At 56.5% G+C, this 16,932-nt stretch carries 17 protein-coding genes; all 17 read left to right on the top strand.

Annotation, left to right across the window (positions count from 1 at the left end):
• Positions 1-491: 491 nt before the first annotated feature.
• The 17 genes from atpI (at position 492) to IMX17_RS17065 (ending at position 16,909) form a co-directional block, all read left to right on the top strand.
• Positions 492-875 carry a F0F1 ATP synthase subunit I gene (atpI, locus tag IMX17_RS16985; protein ID WP_182265601.1) on the top strand — a complete coding sequence of 128 codons (384 nt, stop codon included), beginning with the start codon at positions 492-494 and terminating at the stop codon, positions 873-875.
• Between the two features lie 22 nt (positions 876-897).
• Complete coding sequence (atpB, locus tag IMX17_RS16990; RefSeq protein ID WP_025304740.1) at positions 898-1,674, top strand: F0F1 ATP synthase subunit A; 777 nt, start codon at positions 898-900, stop codon at positions 1,672-1,674.
• A gap of 49 nt (positions 1,675-1,723) precedes the next feature.
• Positions 1,724-1,963, top strand: coding sequence for a F0F1 ATP synthase subunit C (gene atpE, locus IMX17_RS16995; protein ID WP_004093904.1), 240 nt, complete (start codon positions 1,724-1,726; stop codon positions 1,961-1,963).
• Positions 1,964-2,020: 57 nt separating this feature from the next.
• The gene (gene atpF / locus IMX17_RS17000; protein WP_004933804.1) at positions 2,021-2,491 is read left to right on the top strand and encodes a F0F1 ATP synthase subunit B; all 471 of its coding nucleotides are present in this window, start codon (positions 2,021-2,023) and stop codon (positions 2,489-2,491) included.
• Positions 2,492-2,505: 14 nt separating this feature from the next.
• Positions 2,506-3,039 (top strand): F0F1 ATP synthase subunit delta, encoded by a 534-nt coding sequence (gene atpH / locus IMX17_RS17005; protein ID WP_025160298.1) that lies wholly within the window; start codon positions 2,506-2,508, stop codon positions 3,037-3,039.
• Positions 3,040-3,051: 12 nt separating this feature from the next.
• The gene (gene atpA, locus IMX17_RS17010; RefSeq protein WP_033652328.1) at positions 3,052-4,593 is read left to right on the top strand and encodes a F0F1 ATP synthase subunit alpha; all 1,542 of its coding nucleotides are present in this window, start codon (positions 3,052-3,054) and stop codon (positions 4,591-4,593) included.
• Between the two features lie 59 nt (positions 4,594-4,652).
• Positions 4,653-5,516, top strand: coding sequence for a F0F1 ATP synthase subunit gamma (gene atpG / locus IMX17_RS17015; protein WP_004933811.1), 864 nt, complete (start codon positions 4,653-4,655; stop codon positions 5,514-5,516).
• Between the two features lie 32 nt (positions 5,517-5,548).
• Positions 5,549-6,931, top strand: a complete 1,383-nt coding sequence (gene atpD / locus IMX17_RS17020; protein ID WP_004933813.1) for a F0F1 ATP synthase subunit beta — start codon at positions 5,549-5,551, stop codon at positions 6,929-6,931.
• A 20-nt stretch (positions 6,932-6,951) separates the two neighbouring features.
• Positions 6,952-7,371, top strand: coding sequence for a F0F1 ATP synthase subunit epsilon (locus IMX17_RS17025; RefSeq protein ID WP_004933814.1), 420 nt, complete (start codon positions 6,952-6,954; stop codon positions 7,369-7,371).
• Positions 7,372-7,661: 290 nt separating this feature from the next.
• Positions 7,662-9,035: a bifunctional UDP-N-acetylglucosamine diphosphorylase/glucosamine-1-phosphate N-acetyltransferase GlmU gene (glmU, locus tag IMX17_RS17030; protein ID WP_033652327.1), complete on the top strand. Its 1,374-nt coding sequence runs from the start codon at positions 7,662-7,664 to the stop codon at positions 9,033-9,035.
• A gap of 149 nt (positions 9,036-9,184) precedes the next feature.
• Complete coding sequence (glmS, locus tag IMX17_RS17035; protein WP_046898749.1) at positions 9,185-11,014, top strand: glutamine--fructose-6-phosphate transaminase (isomerizing); 1,830 nt, start codon at positions 9,185-9,187, stop codon at positions 11,012-11,014.
• 335 nt (positions 11,015-11,349) lie between these two features.
• Positions 11,350-12,390 carry a phosphate ABC transporter substrate-binding protein PstS gene (gene pstS / locus IMX17_RS17040; RefSeq protein WP_046898750.1) on the top strand — a complete coding sequence of 347 codons (1,041 nt, stop codon included), beginning with the start codon at positions 11,350-11,352 and terminating at the stop codon, positions 12,388-12,390.
• Between the two features lie 91 nt (positions 12,391-12,481).
• Complete coding sequence (gene pstC / locus IMX17_RS17045) at positions 12,482-13,438, top strand: phosphate ABC transporter permease PstC (protein ID WP_004933822.1); 957 nt, start codon at positions 12,482-12,484, stop codon at positions 13,436-13,438.
• 1 nt (position 13,439) lies between these two features.
• On the top strand, positions 13,440-14,330 hold the full coding sequence (gene pstA, locus IMX17_RS17050; protein WP_019455481.1) for a phosphate ABC transporter permease PstA: 891 nt from the start codon (positions 13,440-13,442) through the stop codon (positions 14,328-14,330).
• Positions 14,331-14,384: 54 nt separating this feature from the next.
• Positions 14,385-15,155, top strand: a complete 771-nt coding sequence (pstB, locus tag IMX17_RS17055) for a phosphate ABC transporter ATP-binding protein PstB (RefSeq protein ID WP_016929614.1) — start codon at positions 14,385-14,387, stop codon at positions 15,153-15,155.
• A gap of 11 nt (positions 15,156-15,166) precedes the next feature.
• Entirely contained in the window at positions 15,167-15,901 is a 735-nt protein-coding gene (phoU, locus tag IMX17_RS17060; RefSeq protein WP_004933833.1) for a phosphate signaling complex protein PhoU, read from the top strand.
• Positions 15,902-16,069: 168 nt separating this feature from the next.
• Positions 16,070-16,909 (top strand): ABC transporter substrate-binding protein, encoded by an 840-nt coding sequence (locus IMX17_RS17065; protein WP_015376136.1) that lies wholly within the window; start codon positions 16,070-16,072, stop codon positions 16,907-16,909.
• The last annotated feature ends 23 nt before the right edge of the window (positions 16,910-16,932 follow it).

Below are 16,932 nucleotides of genomic sequence, written 5' to 3' on the forward strand. Positions count from 1 at the left end.
AGAAATAGTCACGTTAGCAATCATGTGCGAAAGATTGGCCTTTGCTGCTAATGTTAATTGGCTGTTGGAATATTGCCCCGTTGCTTGTCAATAAAAGGTTTTCATCGGGTATACGGATTGTTTTTGAACAGTTAACTGATAATGTTTTGATTTATATAATCTTTTGATCGCTCAAATTGCTAAAGACGGTTTGATTGTCTATCGGCTATAAATCAGCGAAGGGCATTATTGTGATCGGCTTCGCGTTTCTAAACGCAACGCTGGAATAATCAGACAATTAAATGCGCCCTATTATTCCGACCGTTTTCTTGTGAAAATAGGCTGGAATAGGGAAATTTAAATAATTGTTCACCTTTTCGCTACTTATCGATTGAATTCGTTGGTATGCCCCGTATAATTTGCTCGTTTTTTGCTGCTTGACTCAGGACAGCAAAAACAGTTGTATACGTCACTCAGCATACCCCCTCTGGGGTACGGAGAGAACAAACGTCATGTCTGTGTCCCTATACAGCGGGAAAGTCGCACGCAAACTGCTGTTTTTGCAGTTAATGACTTTTGTTCTGATCAGCGTTGCTTTCTGGCTGAAAAGCCCGGAATGGGGCGCTTCGGCGTTGGCAGGCGGTCTCGCCGCCTGGTTGCCGAGTGCAATGTTTATGCTGTTTGCCTTGCGCCATCAGGCGCAAACGCCGGCGCCCGGTAGGGTTGCCTGGTCGTTCGCCATCGGCGAGGGGCTAAAGGTCGTGATCACCATCGTTTTGCTGATCGTGGCGCTGGGGGTGTTCAAGGCGGAGTTTATACCGCTTGGCCTGACCTATTTAGCGGTGTTAGTGGTGCAAATAGTGGCACCGGCCGTGATTAACAGTTACCGAAATTAACTAAATAAAGGGTAGAGGCATCATGTCTGCAGAGGGATACAACAGTCCACAGGAGTATATCGGTCACCACCTGACGCAGCTTCAGGTCGGGACTGGGTTTTGGTCGATTAACCTCGACTCGATGTTTTTCTCCGTCGTCCTCGGGGTTCTGTTCCTGGTGATCTTCCGCAAAGTGGCCAAAAACGCCACCAGCGGCGTGCCGGGTAAACTGCAAACCGCCGTGGAGCTGGTGGTCGGTTTCGTCGACAGCAGCGTGCGCGACATGTACCACGGCAAGAGCAAGGTGATTGCGCCGCTGGCGCTGACCGTGTTCGTCTGGGTGTTCCTGATGAACCTGATGGACCTGATTCCGGTAGACTTCCTGCCGTTCATCGGGGCGCATCTCGGCCTGCCTGCGCTGCGCGTAGTGCCTACCGCCGATGTGAACGTCACGCTGTCGATGGCGCTGGGCGTGTTTATCCTGATTCTGTTCTATAGCATCAAAATGAAAGGCGTTGGCGGGTTCGTTAAAGAGTTGACCATGCAGCCGTTCAACCACCCTGTATTCATTCCTATCAACCTGATTCTTGAAGGTGTCAGCCTGCTGTCCAAACCTGTTTCACTGGGTCTGCGACTGTTCGGCAACATGTATGCGGGTGAGTTGATCTTCATCCTGATTGCCGGCCTGTTGCCGTGGTGGTCACAGTGGGTCCTGAGCTTGCCTTGGGCTATCTTCCACATCCTGATCATTACGCTTCAAGCCTTTATTTTCATGGTTCTGACGATCGTCTATCTGTCGATGGCGTCTGAAGAGCACTGATTTTCTTAAAACACTTGCACTTTTAAACTGAAACAAACTGGAGACTGTCATGGAAAACCTGAGTATGGATCTGCTGTACATGGCTGCCGCTGTGATGATGGGTTTAGCGGCAATCGGTGCTGCGATCGGTATCGGCATCCTGGGTGGTAAATTCTTGGAAGGCGCTGCTCGTCAGCCTGACCTGATTCCTCTGCTGCGTACACAGTTCTTTATCGTTATGGGTCTGGTCGACGCCATCCCGATGATCGCTGTAGGTCTGGGTCTGTACGTGATGTTCGCCGTCGCGTAAGTAGAGCAACCCTCTACGACGTAACCAAACTATTAACTTTTAAAGAGGCATTGTGCTGTGAATCTTAACGCAACAATCCTCGGCCAGGCCATCGCGTTCGTTCTGTTTGTCTGGTTCTGCATGAAGTACGTATGGCCGCCGATCATGGCTGCCATCGAGAAACGTCAGAAAGAAATCGCTGACGGCCTCGCTTCTGCAGAGCGTGCCAAAAAAGATCTGGACTTAGCGCAAGCCAATGCGACCGACCAGCTGAAAACTGCCAAAGCAGAAGCTCAGGTGATCATCGAGCAAGCGAACAAACGCAAAGCTCAGATCATGGATGAAGCGAAAGCCGAAGCCGAGCAGGAACGTAACAAAATCGTGGCGCAGGCTCAGGCTGAGATCGAAGCCGAACGTAAGCGCGCTCGTGAAGAGTTGCGTAAGCAAGTCGCGATGCTGGCAATTGCCGGCGCCGAGAAGATCATCGAACGTTCCGTGGATGAAGCTGCTAACAGCGACATCGTTGATAAACTGGTCGCTGAACTGTAAGGAGGGAGGGGCTGATGTCTGAATTTGTAACTGTAGCTCGCCCCTACGCCAAAGCAGCTTTTGACTTTGCCGTTGAGCACCAAAGCGTAGAGCGCTGGCAGGACATGCTGGCGTTTGCGGCTGAAGTCACTCGCAATGAACAGATTTCTGAACTGCTGTCTGGCGCGGTTGCGCCAGAAACGCTGTCCAAGACGTTCATCGCGGTTTGTGGCGATCGGCTCGACGAACATGGCCAGAACTTTATCCGTGTAATGGCCGAAAATGGACGTTTACTGGTTCTTCCTGCCGTGCTGCAGCAGTTCATCGAACTGCGCGCCTCGCTGGAATCCACCGTCGAAGTCGAAGTGCTCTCTGCGAGCGCGCTGAGCGACGAACAGCAGGCGAAGATCGCCGCTGCGATGGAAAAACGTCTGTCACGCAAAGTTAAGCTGAATTGCAAAATTGACAAGTCTGTACTGGCCGGCATCGTTGTTCGCGCCGGCGATATGGTGATTGATGGCAGCGTTCGCGGTCGTCTTGAACGCCTGACAGACGTCTTGCAGTCTTAAGGGGACTGGAGCATGCAACTGAATTCCACCGAAATCAGCGAACTGATCAAGCAGCGCATTGCTCAGTTCAATGTAGTGAGCGAAGCTCACAATGAAGGTACTATCGTTTCCGTCAGCGACGGGATCATCCGCGTACACGGCCTGGCCGAAGTTATGCAGGGCGAAATGATCGCGCTGCCTGGCAACCGTTACGCAATCGCATTGAACCTGGAGCGCGACTCCGTCGGTGCCGTGGTCATGGGTCCGTACGCGGATTTGGCCGAAGGCATGAAGGTTAAATGCACCGGCCGTATCCTGGAAGTTCCAGTCGGTCGTGGTCTGCTGGGCCGCGTAGTTAACACCCTGGGCGCACCAATCGACGGCAAAGGCCCGATTGAAAACGATGGTTTCTCTCCGGTAGAAGCTATCGCCCCAGGCGTTATCGAGCGTCAGTCCGTTGATCAGCCGGTTCAGACTGGCTACAAATCCGTTGACGCCATGATTCCAATCGGCCGCGGCCAGCGTGAGCTGGTGATCGGTGACCGTCAGACCGGTAAAACCGCGCTGGCGATCGATGCGATCATCAACCAACGCGACTCCGGCATCAAATGCGTTTACGTGGCTATCGGCCAGAAAGCGTCCACCATCGCTAACGTGGTGCGCAAACTGGAAGAGCACGGCGCACTGGCCAACACCATCGTGGTGGTAGCGACCGCTTCCGAATCCGCTGCACTGCAATACCTGGCGCCATACGCCGGTTGCGCAATGGGCGAATACTTCCGTGACCGCGGTGAAGATGCGCTGATCGTGTACGATGACCTGTCCAAACAGGCCGTTGCTTACCGCCAGATTTCCCTGCTGCTTCGTCGTCCGCCAGGTCGTGAAGCTTACCCAGGCGACGTATTCTACCTGCACTCCCGCTTGCTGGAGCGTGCAGCGCGCGTTAACGCCGAGTACGTTGAAGCCTTCACCAAAGGTGAAGTTAAAGGTAAAACCGGTTCACTGACCGCTCTGCCGATCATTGAAACCCAGGCGGGTGACGTTTCCGCGTTCGTTCCGACCAACGTAATCTCGATTACCGATGGTCAGATCTTCCTGGAATCCAACCTGTTCAACTCCGGTATTCGTCCGGCAGTTAACCCGGGTATCTCCGTATCCCGTGTTGGTGGCGCCGCGCAGACCAAGATCATGAAGAAACTGTCCGGTGGTATCCGTACCGCGCTGGCGCAGTATCGTGAACTGGCTGCGTTCTCCCAGTTCGCCTCCGATCTGGACGACGCGACCCGCAAACAGCTGAGCCACGGTCAGAAAGTGACCGAGCTGCTGAAACAGAAACAGTATGCGCCAATGTCGGTTGCACAACAGTCTCTGGTGCTGTTTGCCGCAGAACGCGGTTACCTGAACGACGTCGAAGTCGCCAAAGTGGTGAGCTTCGAAGCCGCGCTGGTGGCCTATGCGGACCGCGAGCACGCCGAGCTGCTGAACCACATCAACCAAACTGGCAACTTCAATGATGAGATCGAGGGCAAGTTGAAAGACGTCCTCGAGACCTTCAAGAAAACCCAGTCCTGGTAACGCCGAACGGTCCTGCTGTTGAAAGACAGCAGGCCGTCTGGCACTGAGGAGAAGCAGAGATGGCCGGCGCAAAAGAGATACGTAGTAAGATCGCTAGCGTGCAAAACACGCAAAAGATCACTAAAGCGATGGAAATGGTCGCCGCCTCCAAAATGCGTAAATCGCAGGATCGCATGGCGGCCAGCCGTCCTTATGCAGAGACCATGCGCAAAGTGATTGGTCACCTTGCGTTAGGGAATCTGGAGTACAAGCACCCGTACCTGGATGAGCGTGACGTTAAGCGCGTTGGGTATCTGGTGGTGTCTACTGACCGTGGTCTCTGCGGCGGCTTGAACATCAACCTGTTCAAAAAGCTGCTGGCGGAGATGAAAGCCTGGTCCGAAAAAGGCGTCGAAACCGATTTGGCGCTGATTGGCTCTAAAGCAGCCTCTTTCTTTGGTTCCGTGGGTGGCAACGTGGTTGCCCAGGTGACCGGCATGGGGGATAAACCTTCCCTGTCGGATCTGATCGGGCCGGTGAAAGTGATGCTGCAGGCCTACGACGAAGGTCGTTTGGACAAGCTGTACATTGTCAGCAACAAATTTGTTAATACGATGTCCCAAGAGCCGCAGGTGCTTCAGCTGCTGCCGTTACCGCCAGCCGATGACGAAGAGCTGAAGAAAACGCCTTGGGATTACCTGTATGAACCGGATCCAAAAGTGCTGCTTGATACCTTGCTGCGCCGCTATGTGGAGTCGCAGGTTTATCAGGGCGTCGTGGAAAACCTGGCCAGCGAGCAGGCCGCACGAATGGTCGCGATGAAAGCCGCAACCGATAACGGCGGTAGCCTGATCAAAGAGCTGCAGTTGGTATACAACAAGGCGCGTCAGGCCAGCATCACTCAGGAACTCACCGAGATCGTTTCGGGAGCCTCCGCGGTTTAAGCTAGGTTTACGAATTACGTAGAGGATTCAAGATGGCTACTGGAAAGATTATCCAGGTAATCGGCGCCGTGGTGGACGTCGAGTTCCCTCAGGATGCCGTACCAAAAGTGTACGACGCCCTTGAGGTAGAAAACGGCACCGAAAAACTGGTGTTGGAAGTTCAGCAACAGCTGGGCGGTGGCGTGGTTCGCTGTATCGCAATGGGGACCTCCGACGGTCTGCGTCGCGGTCTGAAAGTGAACAACCTGGACCACCCGATTGAAGTGCCGGTGGGTAAAGCTACCCTGGGCCGTATCATGAACGTATTGGGTCAACCGATCGACATGAAAGGCGACATCGGCGAAGAAGAGCGTTGGGCGATTCACCGCGCGGCACCAAGCTACGAAGAGCTGTCCAGCTCTCAGGAACTGCTGGAAACCGGTATCAAGGTAATGGACCTGATTTGCCCGTTCGCCAAGGGCGGTAAAGTCGGTCTGTTCGGCGGTGCGGGCGTAGGTAAAACCGTAAACATGATGGAGCTGATCCGTAACATCGCGATCGAGCACTCCGGTTATTCCGTGTTTGCGGGCGTGGGCGAGCGTACTCGTGAGGGTAACGACTTCTACCACGAAATGACCGACTCCAACGTTCTGGACAAAGTATCTCTGGTTTACGGCCAGATGAACGAGCCACCAGGTAACCGTCTGCGCGTTGCGCTGACCGGTCTGACCATGGCGGAGAAATTCCGTGACGAAGGCCGTGACGTTCTGCTGTTCGTTGACAACATCTACCGTTATACCCTGGCCGGTACCGAAGTGTCCGCACTTCTGGGCCGTATGCCATCCGCGGTAGGTTATCAGCCGACGCTGGCGGAAGAGATGGGCGTTCTGCAAGAACGTATCACCTCGACCAAGACCGGTTCGATCACTTCCGTACAGGCCGTTTACGTTCCTGCGGATGACTTGACTGACCCGTCTCCAGCCACCACCTTTGCGCACTTGGACGCAACCGTGGTACTGAGCCGTAACATCGCTTCTCTGGGTATCTACCCGGCCGTTGACCCGCTGGATTCCACCAGCCGTCAGCTGGATCCGCTGGTCGTTGGCCAGGAGCACTACGACGTAGCGCGTGGCGTGCAGTCCATTCTGCAACGCTACCAGGAACTGAAAGATATCATCGCGATCCTGGGTATGGACGAGCTGTCTGAAGAAGACAAACTGGTCGTATCCCGTGCGCGTAAGATCCAACGCTTCCTGTCTCAGCCGTTCTTCGTGGCAGAAGTCTTCACCGGTTCTCCGGGCAAGTTCGTATCGCTGAAAGACACCATCCGTGGTTTCAAAGGCATTATGGACGGCGACTATGACCACCTGCCGGAGCAGGCGTTCTACATGGTTGGCACCATTGAAGAAGCAGTGGAAAAAGCCAAGAAACTGTAACGCCTTGAGAGGAGGGTGATATGGCTATGACTTACCATCTGGATGTAGTCAGCGCGGAAAAACAGATGTTTTCCGGCCTGGTGCAGAAGATCCAGGTGACAGGCAGCGAAGGTGAACTGGGGATCTTCCCTGGCCATGCGCCGCTGCTGACTGCCATCAAGCCTGGCATGGTGCGTATTGTTAAGCAGCACGGTGAAGAAGAGTTCATCTACCTGTCCGGCGGCATCCTCGAGGTGCAGCCGAGCGTGGTTACCGTGCTGGCGGACACTGCTATCCGTGGTACTGACCTCGACGAAGCGAGAGCGTTGGAAGCTAAGCGTAAAGCTGAAGAACACATTCGCAGCTCTCATGGCGATGTCGACTATGCTCAGGCATCCGCTGAACTGGCGAAAGCGATCGCAAAACTGCGCGTTATCGAGCTCACCAGAAAAGCGATGTAATGTTTGGGTGCAGAGCACCCAACTTTAAGAAAGCGGCCTATAGGGTCGCTTTTTTTTTACTTTAAAATAAGCATTTCAGCCCGGCGTACAGAGTGGTGTATAACCCCTGATATCGGGAAAGAAACGTCGCCGATCGCCGACAGTTTTTTCGTCCCGGCGTCGAATTGGCCGCGATAGCGGCAGGCCAAGGCCCGCGCGGCCTGCGCCGGGTTCGTGCAGAGAAATATGTAGTAATATCGCCGCTAAACGGTTTTACTTTCGTCTATCAAAATGGAGTTATCAGGTTGCTTATGTCGAACAGCGCAATGAGCGTGGTTATCCTCGCCGCGGGCAAGGGAACACGCATGTATTCCGATCTTCCCAAGGTCTTACATCCGTTGGCCGGCAAGCCGATGGTGCAACACGTCATTGATGCCGCGATGAAACTGGGCGCGCAACATGTACACCTGGTATACGGCCACGGCGGCGATCTGCTGAAAAGCACGTTGACCGAGGGCGCGCTGAACTGGGTGCTGCAGGCCGAGCAACTGGGCACTGGCCATGCGATGCAGCAGGCGGCGCCGCATTTTGCCGACGATGAAGACGTATTGATGCTGTATGGCGACGTGCCGTTGATTTCCGTGGATACGCTGCAGCGCCTGTTGGCGGCCAAGCCGCAGGGCGGCATCGGCCTGCTGACGGTCAAGCTGGACGACCCGAGCGGCTATGGCCGCATCGTGCGCGAGCAGGGTGACGTGGTGGGCATCGTCGAACACAAGGACGCCAGCGAAGCGCAGCGTCAGATCAATGAGATCAATACCGGCATCCTGGTGGCGAATGGGCGCGATCTGAAGCGCTGGCTGGGGATGTTGAACAACGACAACGCACAGGGCGAGTTTTACATCACCGATATCATTGCGTTGGCGCATGCCGACGGCAAGAAAATCGAAGCCGTGCACCCGTCGCGTTTGAGCGAAGTGGAAGGCGTGAACAACCGTCTGCAGCTGGCGACCCTGGAGCGCGTGTTCCAGTCGGAACAGTCTGAAAAACTGCTGCTGGCCGGCGTAATGCTGTTGGATCCGGCGCGTTTCGACCTGCGCGGTGAACTTGTTCACGGCCGCGACATCACTATTGATGCGAATGTGATTATCGAAGGTCACGTCAAGCTGGGCGACCGGGTGAAAATCGGCGCCGGCTGCGTGCTGAAAAACTGCGTGATCGGTGATGACTGCGAGATAAGCCCTTACAGCGTACTGGAAGACAGCGTGCTGGAAGCCGACTGCACCGTGGGGCCGTTCGCCCGCCTGCGCCCTGGCGCGGAGCTGGCAACAGGGGCCCACGTCGGCAACTTCGTGGAAATGAAAAAGGCGCGTTTGGGCAAAGGCTCCAAGGCCGGTCACCTCAGCTACCTGGGCGATGCCGACATTGGCGATGACGTGAATATCGGCGCCGGCACCATCACCTGCAATTACGATGGCGCCAACAAGCACAAGACGCTGATCGGCGATGGCGTGTTCGTCGGTTCCGATACTCAGCTGGTGGCGCCGGTGTCGGTCGGCAAAGGCTCCACCATTGCCGCCGGTACCACGGTGACGCGAGATATCGCCGAAAACGAACTGGTCCTGAGCCGCGTCAAGCAGGTGCACATTCAGGGCTGGCAGCGCCCGGTGAAGAAGAAGCCATAGTGTGTTTTGCGTTGGGCTCTATTCACGAGCCCAATACAAAACATAATAACCCCACCATCTACAGGCTCGGGGACGCACGGTAAAACCGGCAAAAATCAGGTCAAGGCATCGAAAACGTCCACGAAGGACGTTCATTAGGAATACAACTGATGTGTGGAATTGTAGGCGCAGTAGCGCAACGTGATATCGCAGAAATTCTGTTGGAAGGTTTACGCCGTCTCGAGTACCGCGGTTATGACTCCGCCGGTCTGGCGGTGGTCGACGCGCAGGGTAACGTCAGTCGCCTGCGCCGCGTAGGTAAGGTGCAAAAACTGGCCGAAGCGGCGGAGCAGACCGATCTGCATGGCGGTACCGGCATCGCTCACACCCGTTGGGCAACGCACGGTGAACCGACCGAGGCGAACGCGCACCCGCATGTTTCCGACTACATTACCGTGGTGCATAACGGCATCATCGAAAACCACGAGCCGCTGCGCGAACTGCTGATCGAACGCGGTTACCGCTTCAACTCTGAAACCGACACCGAAGTGATCGCGCACCTGGTGCACTGGGAACAGCTGCAGGGCGGTACGCTGCTCGAAGTGGTTCAGCGCGTGATCCCACAGCTGCGCGGCGCTTACGGCACCGTGGTGATGGACAGCCGCGATCCGAGCGTATTGGTCGCGGCGCGCTCCGGCAGCCCGCTGGTTATCGGCCGCGGCGTCGGGGAAAACTTCATCGCCTCCGATCAGCTGGCGCTGCTGCCGGTCACCCGTCGCTTCATCTTCCTGGAAGAGGGCGACGTGGTGGAAGTGACTCGCCGCACCGTCAACATCTTCGACAAGCAGGGCAACGCCATCGAGCGCCCTGAGATCGAATCCCAGGTGCAGTATGACGCCGGCGACAAGGGCGCTTACCGCCACTACATGCAAAAAGAGATCTACGAACAGCCGCTGGCGCTGAAAAACACCCTGGAAGGGCGTTTCAGCCATGGCCAAATCAACCTGAGCGAGCTGGGCCCGCACGCCGACGAGCTGCTGGCCAAGGTGCAGCACGTGCAGATCATCGCCTGTGGGACTTCTTACCACTCCGGGATGGTGGCGCGTTACTGGTTCGAAGCGCTGGCCGGCGTGCCGTGCGATGTCGAGATCGCGTCCGAATTCCGTTACCGCAAATCGGCGGTGCGTCCGGGCAGCCTGATCATCACTCTGTCGCAGTCCGGCGAAACCGCCGACACCCTGGCGGCGCTGCGCCTGTCCAAAGAGCTGGGTTATCTCGGTTCGTTGGCCGTTTGTAACGTTGCTGGTTCGTCGCTGGTGCGCGAATCCGATCTGGCGTTGATGACCAAAGCCGGTACGGAAATCGGCGTAGCCTCGACCAAAGCCTTTACCACGCAGCTCACCGTGCTGTTGATGCTGGTGGCACGCCTGGGCCGTCTGAAAGGCATGGCGGAAAGCGTGGAACAGGAGATTGTGCACGGCCTGCAGGCGCTGCCGGCGCGTATTGAGCAAATGCTGTCGATGGATAAAGAGATCGAAGCGCTGGCGGAAGGTTTCTCGGACAAACATCATGCGCTGTTCCTCGGCCGCGGCGATCAGTACCCGATCGCCATGGAAGGGGCGCTGAAGCTGAAAGAGATCTCCTATATTCACGCTGAAGCTTATGCGGCGGGTGAGTTGAAACACGGCCCGCTGGCGCTGATCGACGCCGATATGCCGGTGATCGTGGTGGCGCCGAACAACGAACTGCTGGAAAAGCTGAAGTCCAACATTGAAGAAGTGCGCGCGCGCGGCGGTCAGCTGTACGTGTTCGCCGATCAGGACGCCGGCTTCGTCAGCAGCGAAGGCATGACCATCATTCCTCTGCCGCACGTTGAGGAAATCGTGGCGCCGATCTTCTACACCGTGCCGTTGCAGCTGCTGTCTTACCACGTGGCGCTGATCAAGGGCACCGACGTTGACCAACCGCGCAACCTGGCGAAGTCTGTCACCGTAGAGTAACCTGCCGCAGGTAAACTGCAAAAGCCGGCCTTCGCGCCGGCTTTTTCATGAGCGACGTAAAAGAGGGCTGCGATGCCGATTCGGCGATAAACATTGTCATATTCAAGCGGATAGGCCGCGCCCAAACGGTTTTTTTGTTGTTTGGCAATTGTGCTATTTTTGAGTTAATTGATTGATTTTTAAATAAACAAACTCCATCCAAACGCACTGTAATATAACTGTCATATTGCGTACATTTTTCTGTCACCAAACTGTCCTATTTTCCCTCCTGCAGCAATACTTACTCTGATTAAAACGACTCGAAGTCGATTTTAAGTATCCCATTAGGAGGGATTATGAAACTGATGCGTACCACCGTCGCCAGTATTGTGGCAGCGACCTTCTCCCTGACCACCGTGTCCGCGTTCGCTGCTGCCAGCCTGACCGGTGCAGGTGCGACATTCCCCGCTCCGGTTTACGCCAAGTGGGCAGATTCTTATCAGAAAGAAACCGGCAACAAAGTTAACTATCAGGGCATCGGCTCCTCTGGCGGCGTGAAGCAAATCGTGGCCAACACCGTTGACTTTGGCGCTTCCGACGCCCCGCTGTCTGACGACAAACTGGCGGCCGATGGCCTGTTCCAGTTCCCGACCGTGATCGGCGGCGTGGTGCTGGCTGTGAATATCCCGGGCATCAAATCCGGCGAACTGACGCTGGACGGTAAAACCCTGGGTGATATCTACCTGGGCAACGTCAAAAAGTGGAACGATCCGGCTATCACCAAGCTGAACCCAGGCGTGAAACTGCCTGACCAGAACATTGCCGTGGTGCGCCGCGCCGACGGTTCCGGCACCTCGTTCGTGTTCACCAGCTACCTGTCCAAGGTGAACGCGCAGTGGAAAGAGAAGATCGGCGCCGGTTCTACCGTTAACTGGCCGACCGGTCTGGGCGGCAAAGGCAACGACGGCATCGCCGCCTTCGTTCAGCGTCTGCCTGGCTCTATCGGCTACGTAGAATACGCTTACGCCAAGCAGAACAACCTGGCTTACACCAAGCTGGTGTCCGCCGACGGCAAACCGGTCAGCCCGACCGAAGAGAGCTTCAGCAACGCCGCCAAGGGTGCGGATTGGAGCAAAACCTTCGCTCAGGATCTGACTGACCAGAAAGGCGACAACGTGTGGCCAATCACCTCCACCACCTTCATCTTGGTGCACAAAGAGCAGAAAAACCCTGCTCAGGGCGCCGAAGTGCTGAAGTTCTTCGACTGGGCCTACAAAACCGGCGGCAAGCAGGCTAACGAGCTGGATTACGCCACCCTGCCGAAAGAAGTGGTTGAGCAGGTGCGTGCGGCCTGGAAAACCAACGTAAAAGACAGTTCAGGTAAAGCGCTGTACTAACAACGCAGGGGCGCGGGTTCGCCGCGCCCCACACAGTTCTTCAGGCTCCGATCCCGGTTGGGGCTGCCAGGGTTCAAACAGAGAGTAATCTATGGCTGAGTACAAGCCGACCATCAAAGCACCGGGCAAAAACGGTGACATCATTTTCAGCGCGCTGGTGAGACTGGCTGCGCTGATTACCCTATTGTTGCTGGGCGGCATCATCGTTTCGCTGATCTTCGCCTCCTGGCCAAGCATGCAGAAATTCGGCTTCGCCTTCCTGTGGACCAAAGAGTGGGATGCGCCGGCGGAGCAGTTCGGCGCGCTGGTGCCGATTTACGGCACCGTGGTCACCTCGCTCATCGCGCTGATTATCGCCGTGCCGGTGAGTTTCGGCATCGCGCTGTTCCTGACCGAACTGGCGCCGAACTGGTTGAAGCGGCCGCTGGGCATCGCCATTGAGCTGTTGGCGGCCATCCCGAGCATCGTCTACGGCATGTGGGGGCTGTTCGTGTTCGCCCCGCTGTTCGCCGAATATTTCCAGACGCCGGTGGGCGAAGTGCTGTCGGGCATTCCTATCGTCGGCGAGCTGTTCTCCGGCCCGGCCTTCGGCATTGGCATTCTGGCCGCCGGGGTTATCCTGGCTATCATGATCATTCCTTACATCGCCGCGGTGATGCGCGACGTGTTCGAACAGACGCCGGTAATGATGAAAGAGTCGGCCTACGGCATCGGCTGCACCACCTGGGAAGTCATCTGGCGCATCGTGCTGCCGTTCACCAAAAACGGCGTCATCGGCGGCGTGATGCTGGGTCTGGGCCGAGCGCTGGGGGAGACCATGGCGGTAACCTTTATCATCGGCAACACCTACCAGCTCGACAGCGCTTCGCTGTACATGCCGGGCAACAGCATCACCTCGGCGCTGGCCAACGAATTCGCCGAAGCCGAGTCCGGCGTGCACACCGCCGCACTGATGGAGCTGGGCCTGATTCTGTTTGTTATCACCTTTATCGTGCTGGCGCTGTCGAAACTGATGATCATGCGTCTGGCCAAGAATGAGGGGCGTTAACATGGCGACGATGGATATGCAAAACGCAGTCGTTCTGGCGGAAAGCCGCCGCAAAATGCAGGCCTGGCGCCGGCAGAAAAACCGCCTCGCGCTGTTCTTGTCGATGGCGACCATGGCGTTCGGGCTGTTCTGGCTGATCTGGATCCTTATCGCCACCGTGACCAAAGGCTTCGACGGCATGTCGCTGGCGCTGTTCACCGAGATGACCCCGCCGCCGAACACCGCGGGCGGCGGCCTGGCCAACGCCATCGCCGGCAGCGGACTGTTGATCCTGTGGGCGACCATTTTCGGCACGCCGCTGGGCATCATGGCCGGTATTTACCTGGCGGAATACGGACGTAAATCCTGGTTGGCGGAAGTGATCCGCTTTATCAACGATATTCTGTTGTCCGCACCGTCGATCGTGGTGGGCCTGTTCGTTTACACCATTGTGGTGGCGAAGATGGAACACTTCTCCGGTTGGGCCGGCATCGTGGCGCTGGCGCTGCTGCAGGTGCCGATCGTCATTCGAACCACCGAGAACATGCTGAAGCTGGTGCCGGATACGCTGCGCGAGGCCGCTTATGCGCTGGGCACGCCGAAATGGCGCATGATTTCCGCCATCACGCTGAAGGCGTCGGTGTCCGGCATCATCACCGGCGTGCTGCTGGCGATTGCGCGCATTGCGGGGGAAACGGCGCCGCTGCTGTTCACCTCGCTGTCGAACCAGTTCTGGAGCACCGACCTGATGCAGCCGATCGCCAACCTGCCGGTGACCATCTTCAAATTCGCCATGAGCCCGTTCGCCGAATGGCAACAGCTGGCCTGGGCCGGGGTGCTGTTAATCACCCTGTGCGTACTGTTACTGAATATCCTGGCGCGCGTGATTTTCGCCAAGAAAAAGCATTCATAAAATTTTGAGCGCCGCTTTGGCGGCGCTGATGAAAAGAGAGAAGTCTTGATGAGTATGGTTACTGACGCTTCCAGCAGCAAAATTCAGGTACGCGATCTGAACTTCTACTACGGCAAATTCCATGCGCTGAAGAACATCACGCTGGATATCGCCAAGAATAAGGTCACCGCGTTTATCGGCCCATCCGGCTGTGGCAAGTCCACCCTGCTGCGCACCTTCAACAAGATGTACCAGCTGTACCCGGAACAGCGAGCGGAAGGCGGCATCCTGCTGGACGGCCAGAACATCCTGACCGACAACTCGGATATCGCGCTGCTGCGCGCCAAGGTCGGCATGGTGTTCCAAAAGCCGACGCCGTTCCCGATGTCGATTTACGACAACATCGCCTTCGGCGTTCGCCTGTTTGAAAAGCTGTCGCGCGCCGATATGGACGAACGCGTGCAGTGGGCGCTGACCAAAGCGGCGCTGTGGAACGAAACCAAGGACAAGCTGCACCAGAGCGGCTACAGCCTCTCCGGCGGCCAGCAGCAGCGTCTGTGCATCGCCCGCGGCATCGCCATTCGTCCGGAAGTGTTGTTGCTGGATGAGCCTTGCTCGGCGCTGGATCCGATCTCCACCGGCAAGATTGAAGAGCTGATCAGCGAGCTGAAGGCTGATTACACCGTGGTGATCGTGACGCACAACATGCAGCAGGCGGCGCGCTGCTCCGACTCTACCGCATTTATGTATCTGGGCGAGCTGATCGAGTTCAGTGATACTGATAACCTGTTCACTGCGCCGCAGAAAAAGCAGACTGAAGACTACATCACTGGCCGTTATGGTTGATAGGAAGCATCATGGATAACCTGAATTTAAACAAACACATTTCCGGCCAGTTCAACGCAGAGCTCGAGCATATCCGCACCCAGGTGCTGACCATGGGCGGGCTGGTGGAGCAGCAGCTGACCGACGCCATCACCGCGATGCACAATCAGGATGGTGAGCTGGCCAAGCGCGTGATCGAAGGCGACGCCAAGGTCAACATGATGGAAGTGGCGATCGACGAAGCCTGCGTGCGCATTATCGCCAAGCGCCAGCCGACCGCCAGCGATCTGCGTCTGGTGATGGCGATCATCAAAACCATTTCCGAGCTGGAACGCATCGGCGACGTGGCGGACAAGATCTGCCGCACCGCGCTGGAGAAGTTCTCGCACCAGCACCAGCCGCTGCTGGTCAGCCTGGAGTCGCTGGGGCGCCACACCGTGCAGATGCTGCACGACGTGCTGGACGCGTTCGCGCGCATGGATCTGGACGAAGCGATCCGTATTTACCGTGAAGATAAAAAGGTCGACCAGGAATACGAAGGCATCGTGCGTCAGCTGATGACCTACATGATGGAAGATTCGCGCACCATTCCGAGCGTGCTGACCGCGCTGTTCTGCGCCCGTTCTATCGAGCGTATCGGCGATCGCTGCCAGAACATCTGCGAATTTATCTTCTATTTCGTCAAAGGACAGGATTTCCGTCATTTGGGCGGCGACGCCCTGGAAAAGCTGCTGTCTCCGGGCGGTAAAGACGAAAAAGACGACTAACCCTTTCCGGGTAATATCCTTCCAAGGCGCGGTTTCCCGCGCCTTTATTCCATCTTAAGCGCGTAAAGATAAAAAGGTTATAAATATAGCTTTTTATATTATTTCCTGACCTATGTGGCGCTTGCTAGCTTATCCGCCAGCAGGACATCAACCACTTAGGAGCTTTTTATGAAACATCGCGCTTTGGCCTTAACGTTGTTAGCCAGTCTGACCGGTTTCGCCGCCGGCGCCGCGCACGCGGACAAACTTGACGATATCAAGCAAGCCGGCGTGGTGCGCATCGCGGTGTTCGACAGCAACCCGCCGTTCGGCTACATCGATCCGCAGAGCAAGAAGCTGGTGGGCTACGATGTGGATGTCGCCGACGCGATCGGCAAAGCGCTGGGGGTGAAAGTGGAGCTGCGCGCCACCAACCCGGCCAACCGCATTCCGCTGCTGGTGTCGAAGAAGGTTGACCTGATTGCCGCCAACTTCACCATTACCGACGAGCGCGCCAAGGAAGTGAACTTCAGCGTGCCGTACTTCGCCACTGGCCAGAAATTCATCGCCCGCAAAGGCGTGTTGAAAACGCCGGAAGACATCAAAAAGCTGCGCATCGGCGCGGATAAGGGCACGGTGCAGGAAATCACCCTGCGCGAGCGTTTCCCGACGGCGAAAGTGATCTCCTACGATGATACCCCGCTGGCGTTCGTGGCGCTGCGTAACGGCAACGTGCAGGCGATCACTCAGGACGACGCCAAGCTGGTCGGCCTGCTCGGCAACCTGCCGGCGGCGCAAAAGGCGGAGTTTGAAATTTCGCCGTTCAGCCTGACCAAAGAGTATCAGGGCGTCGGCATTCCCAAGGGCGAAGATCGCCTGACCGCCGCGGTGAACGAGACGCTGATCAAGCTGGAAAAAGACGGTGAAGCGGTTAAGATTTACGATCGCTGGTTCGGGCCGGAAACCCAATCCGCCCAGCCGCGCGGCGATTTCAAAATCGCGCCTTTGGATCAGCAACCAAAAGCCTGACTTAACCGCTTGCGGTGAGATAG

The sequence above is a fragment of the Serratia sp. X3 genome (genome assembly GCF_014982455.1).
GTDB lineage: Bacteria > Pseudomonadota > Gammaproteobacteria > Enterobacterales > Enterobacteriaceae > Serratia > Serratia ureilytica.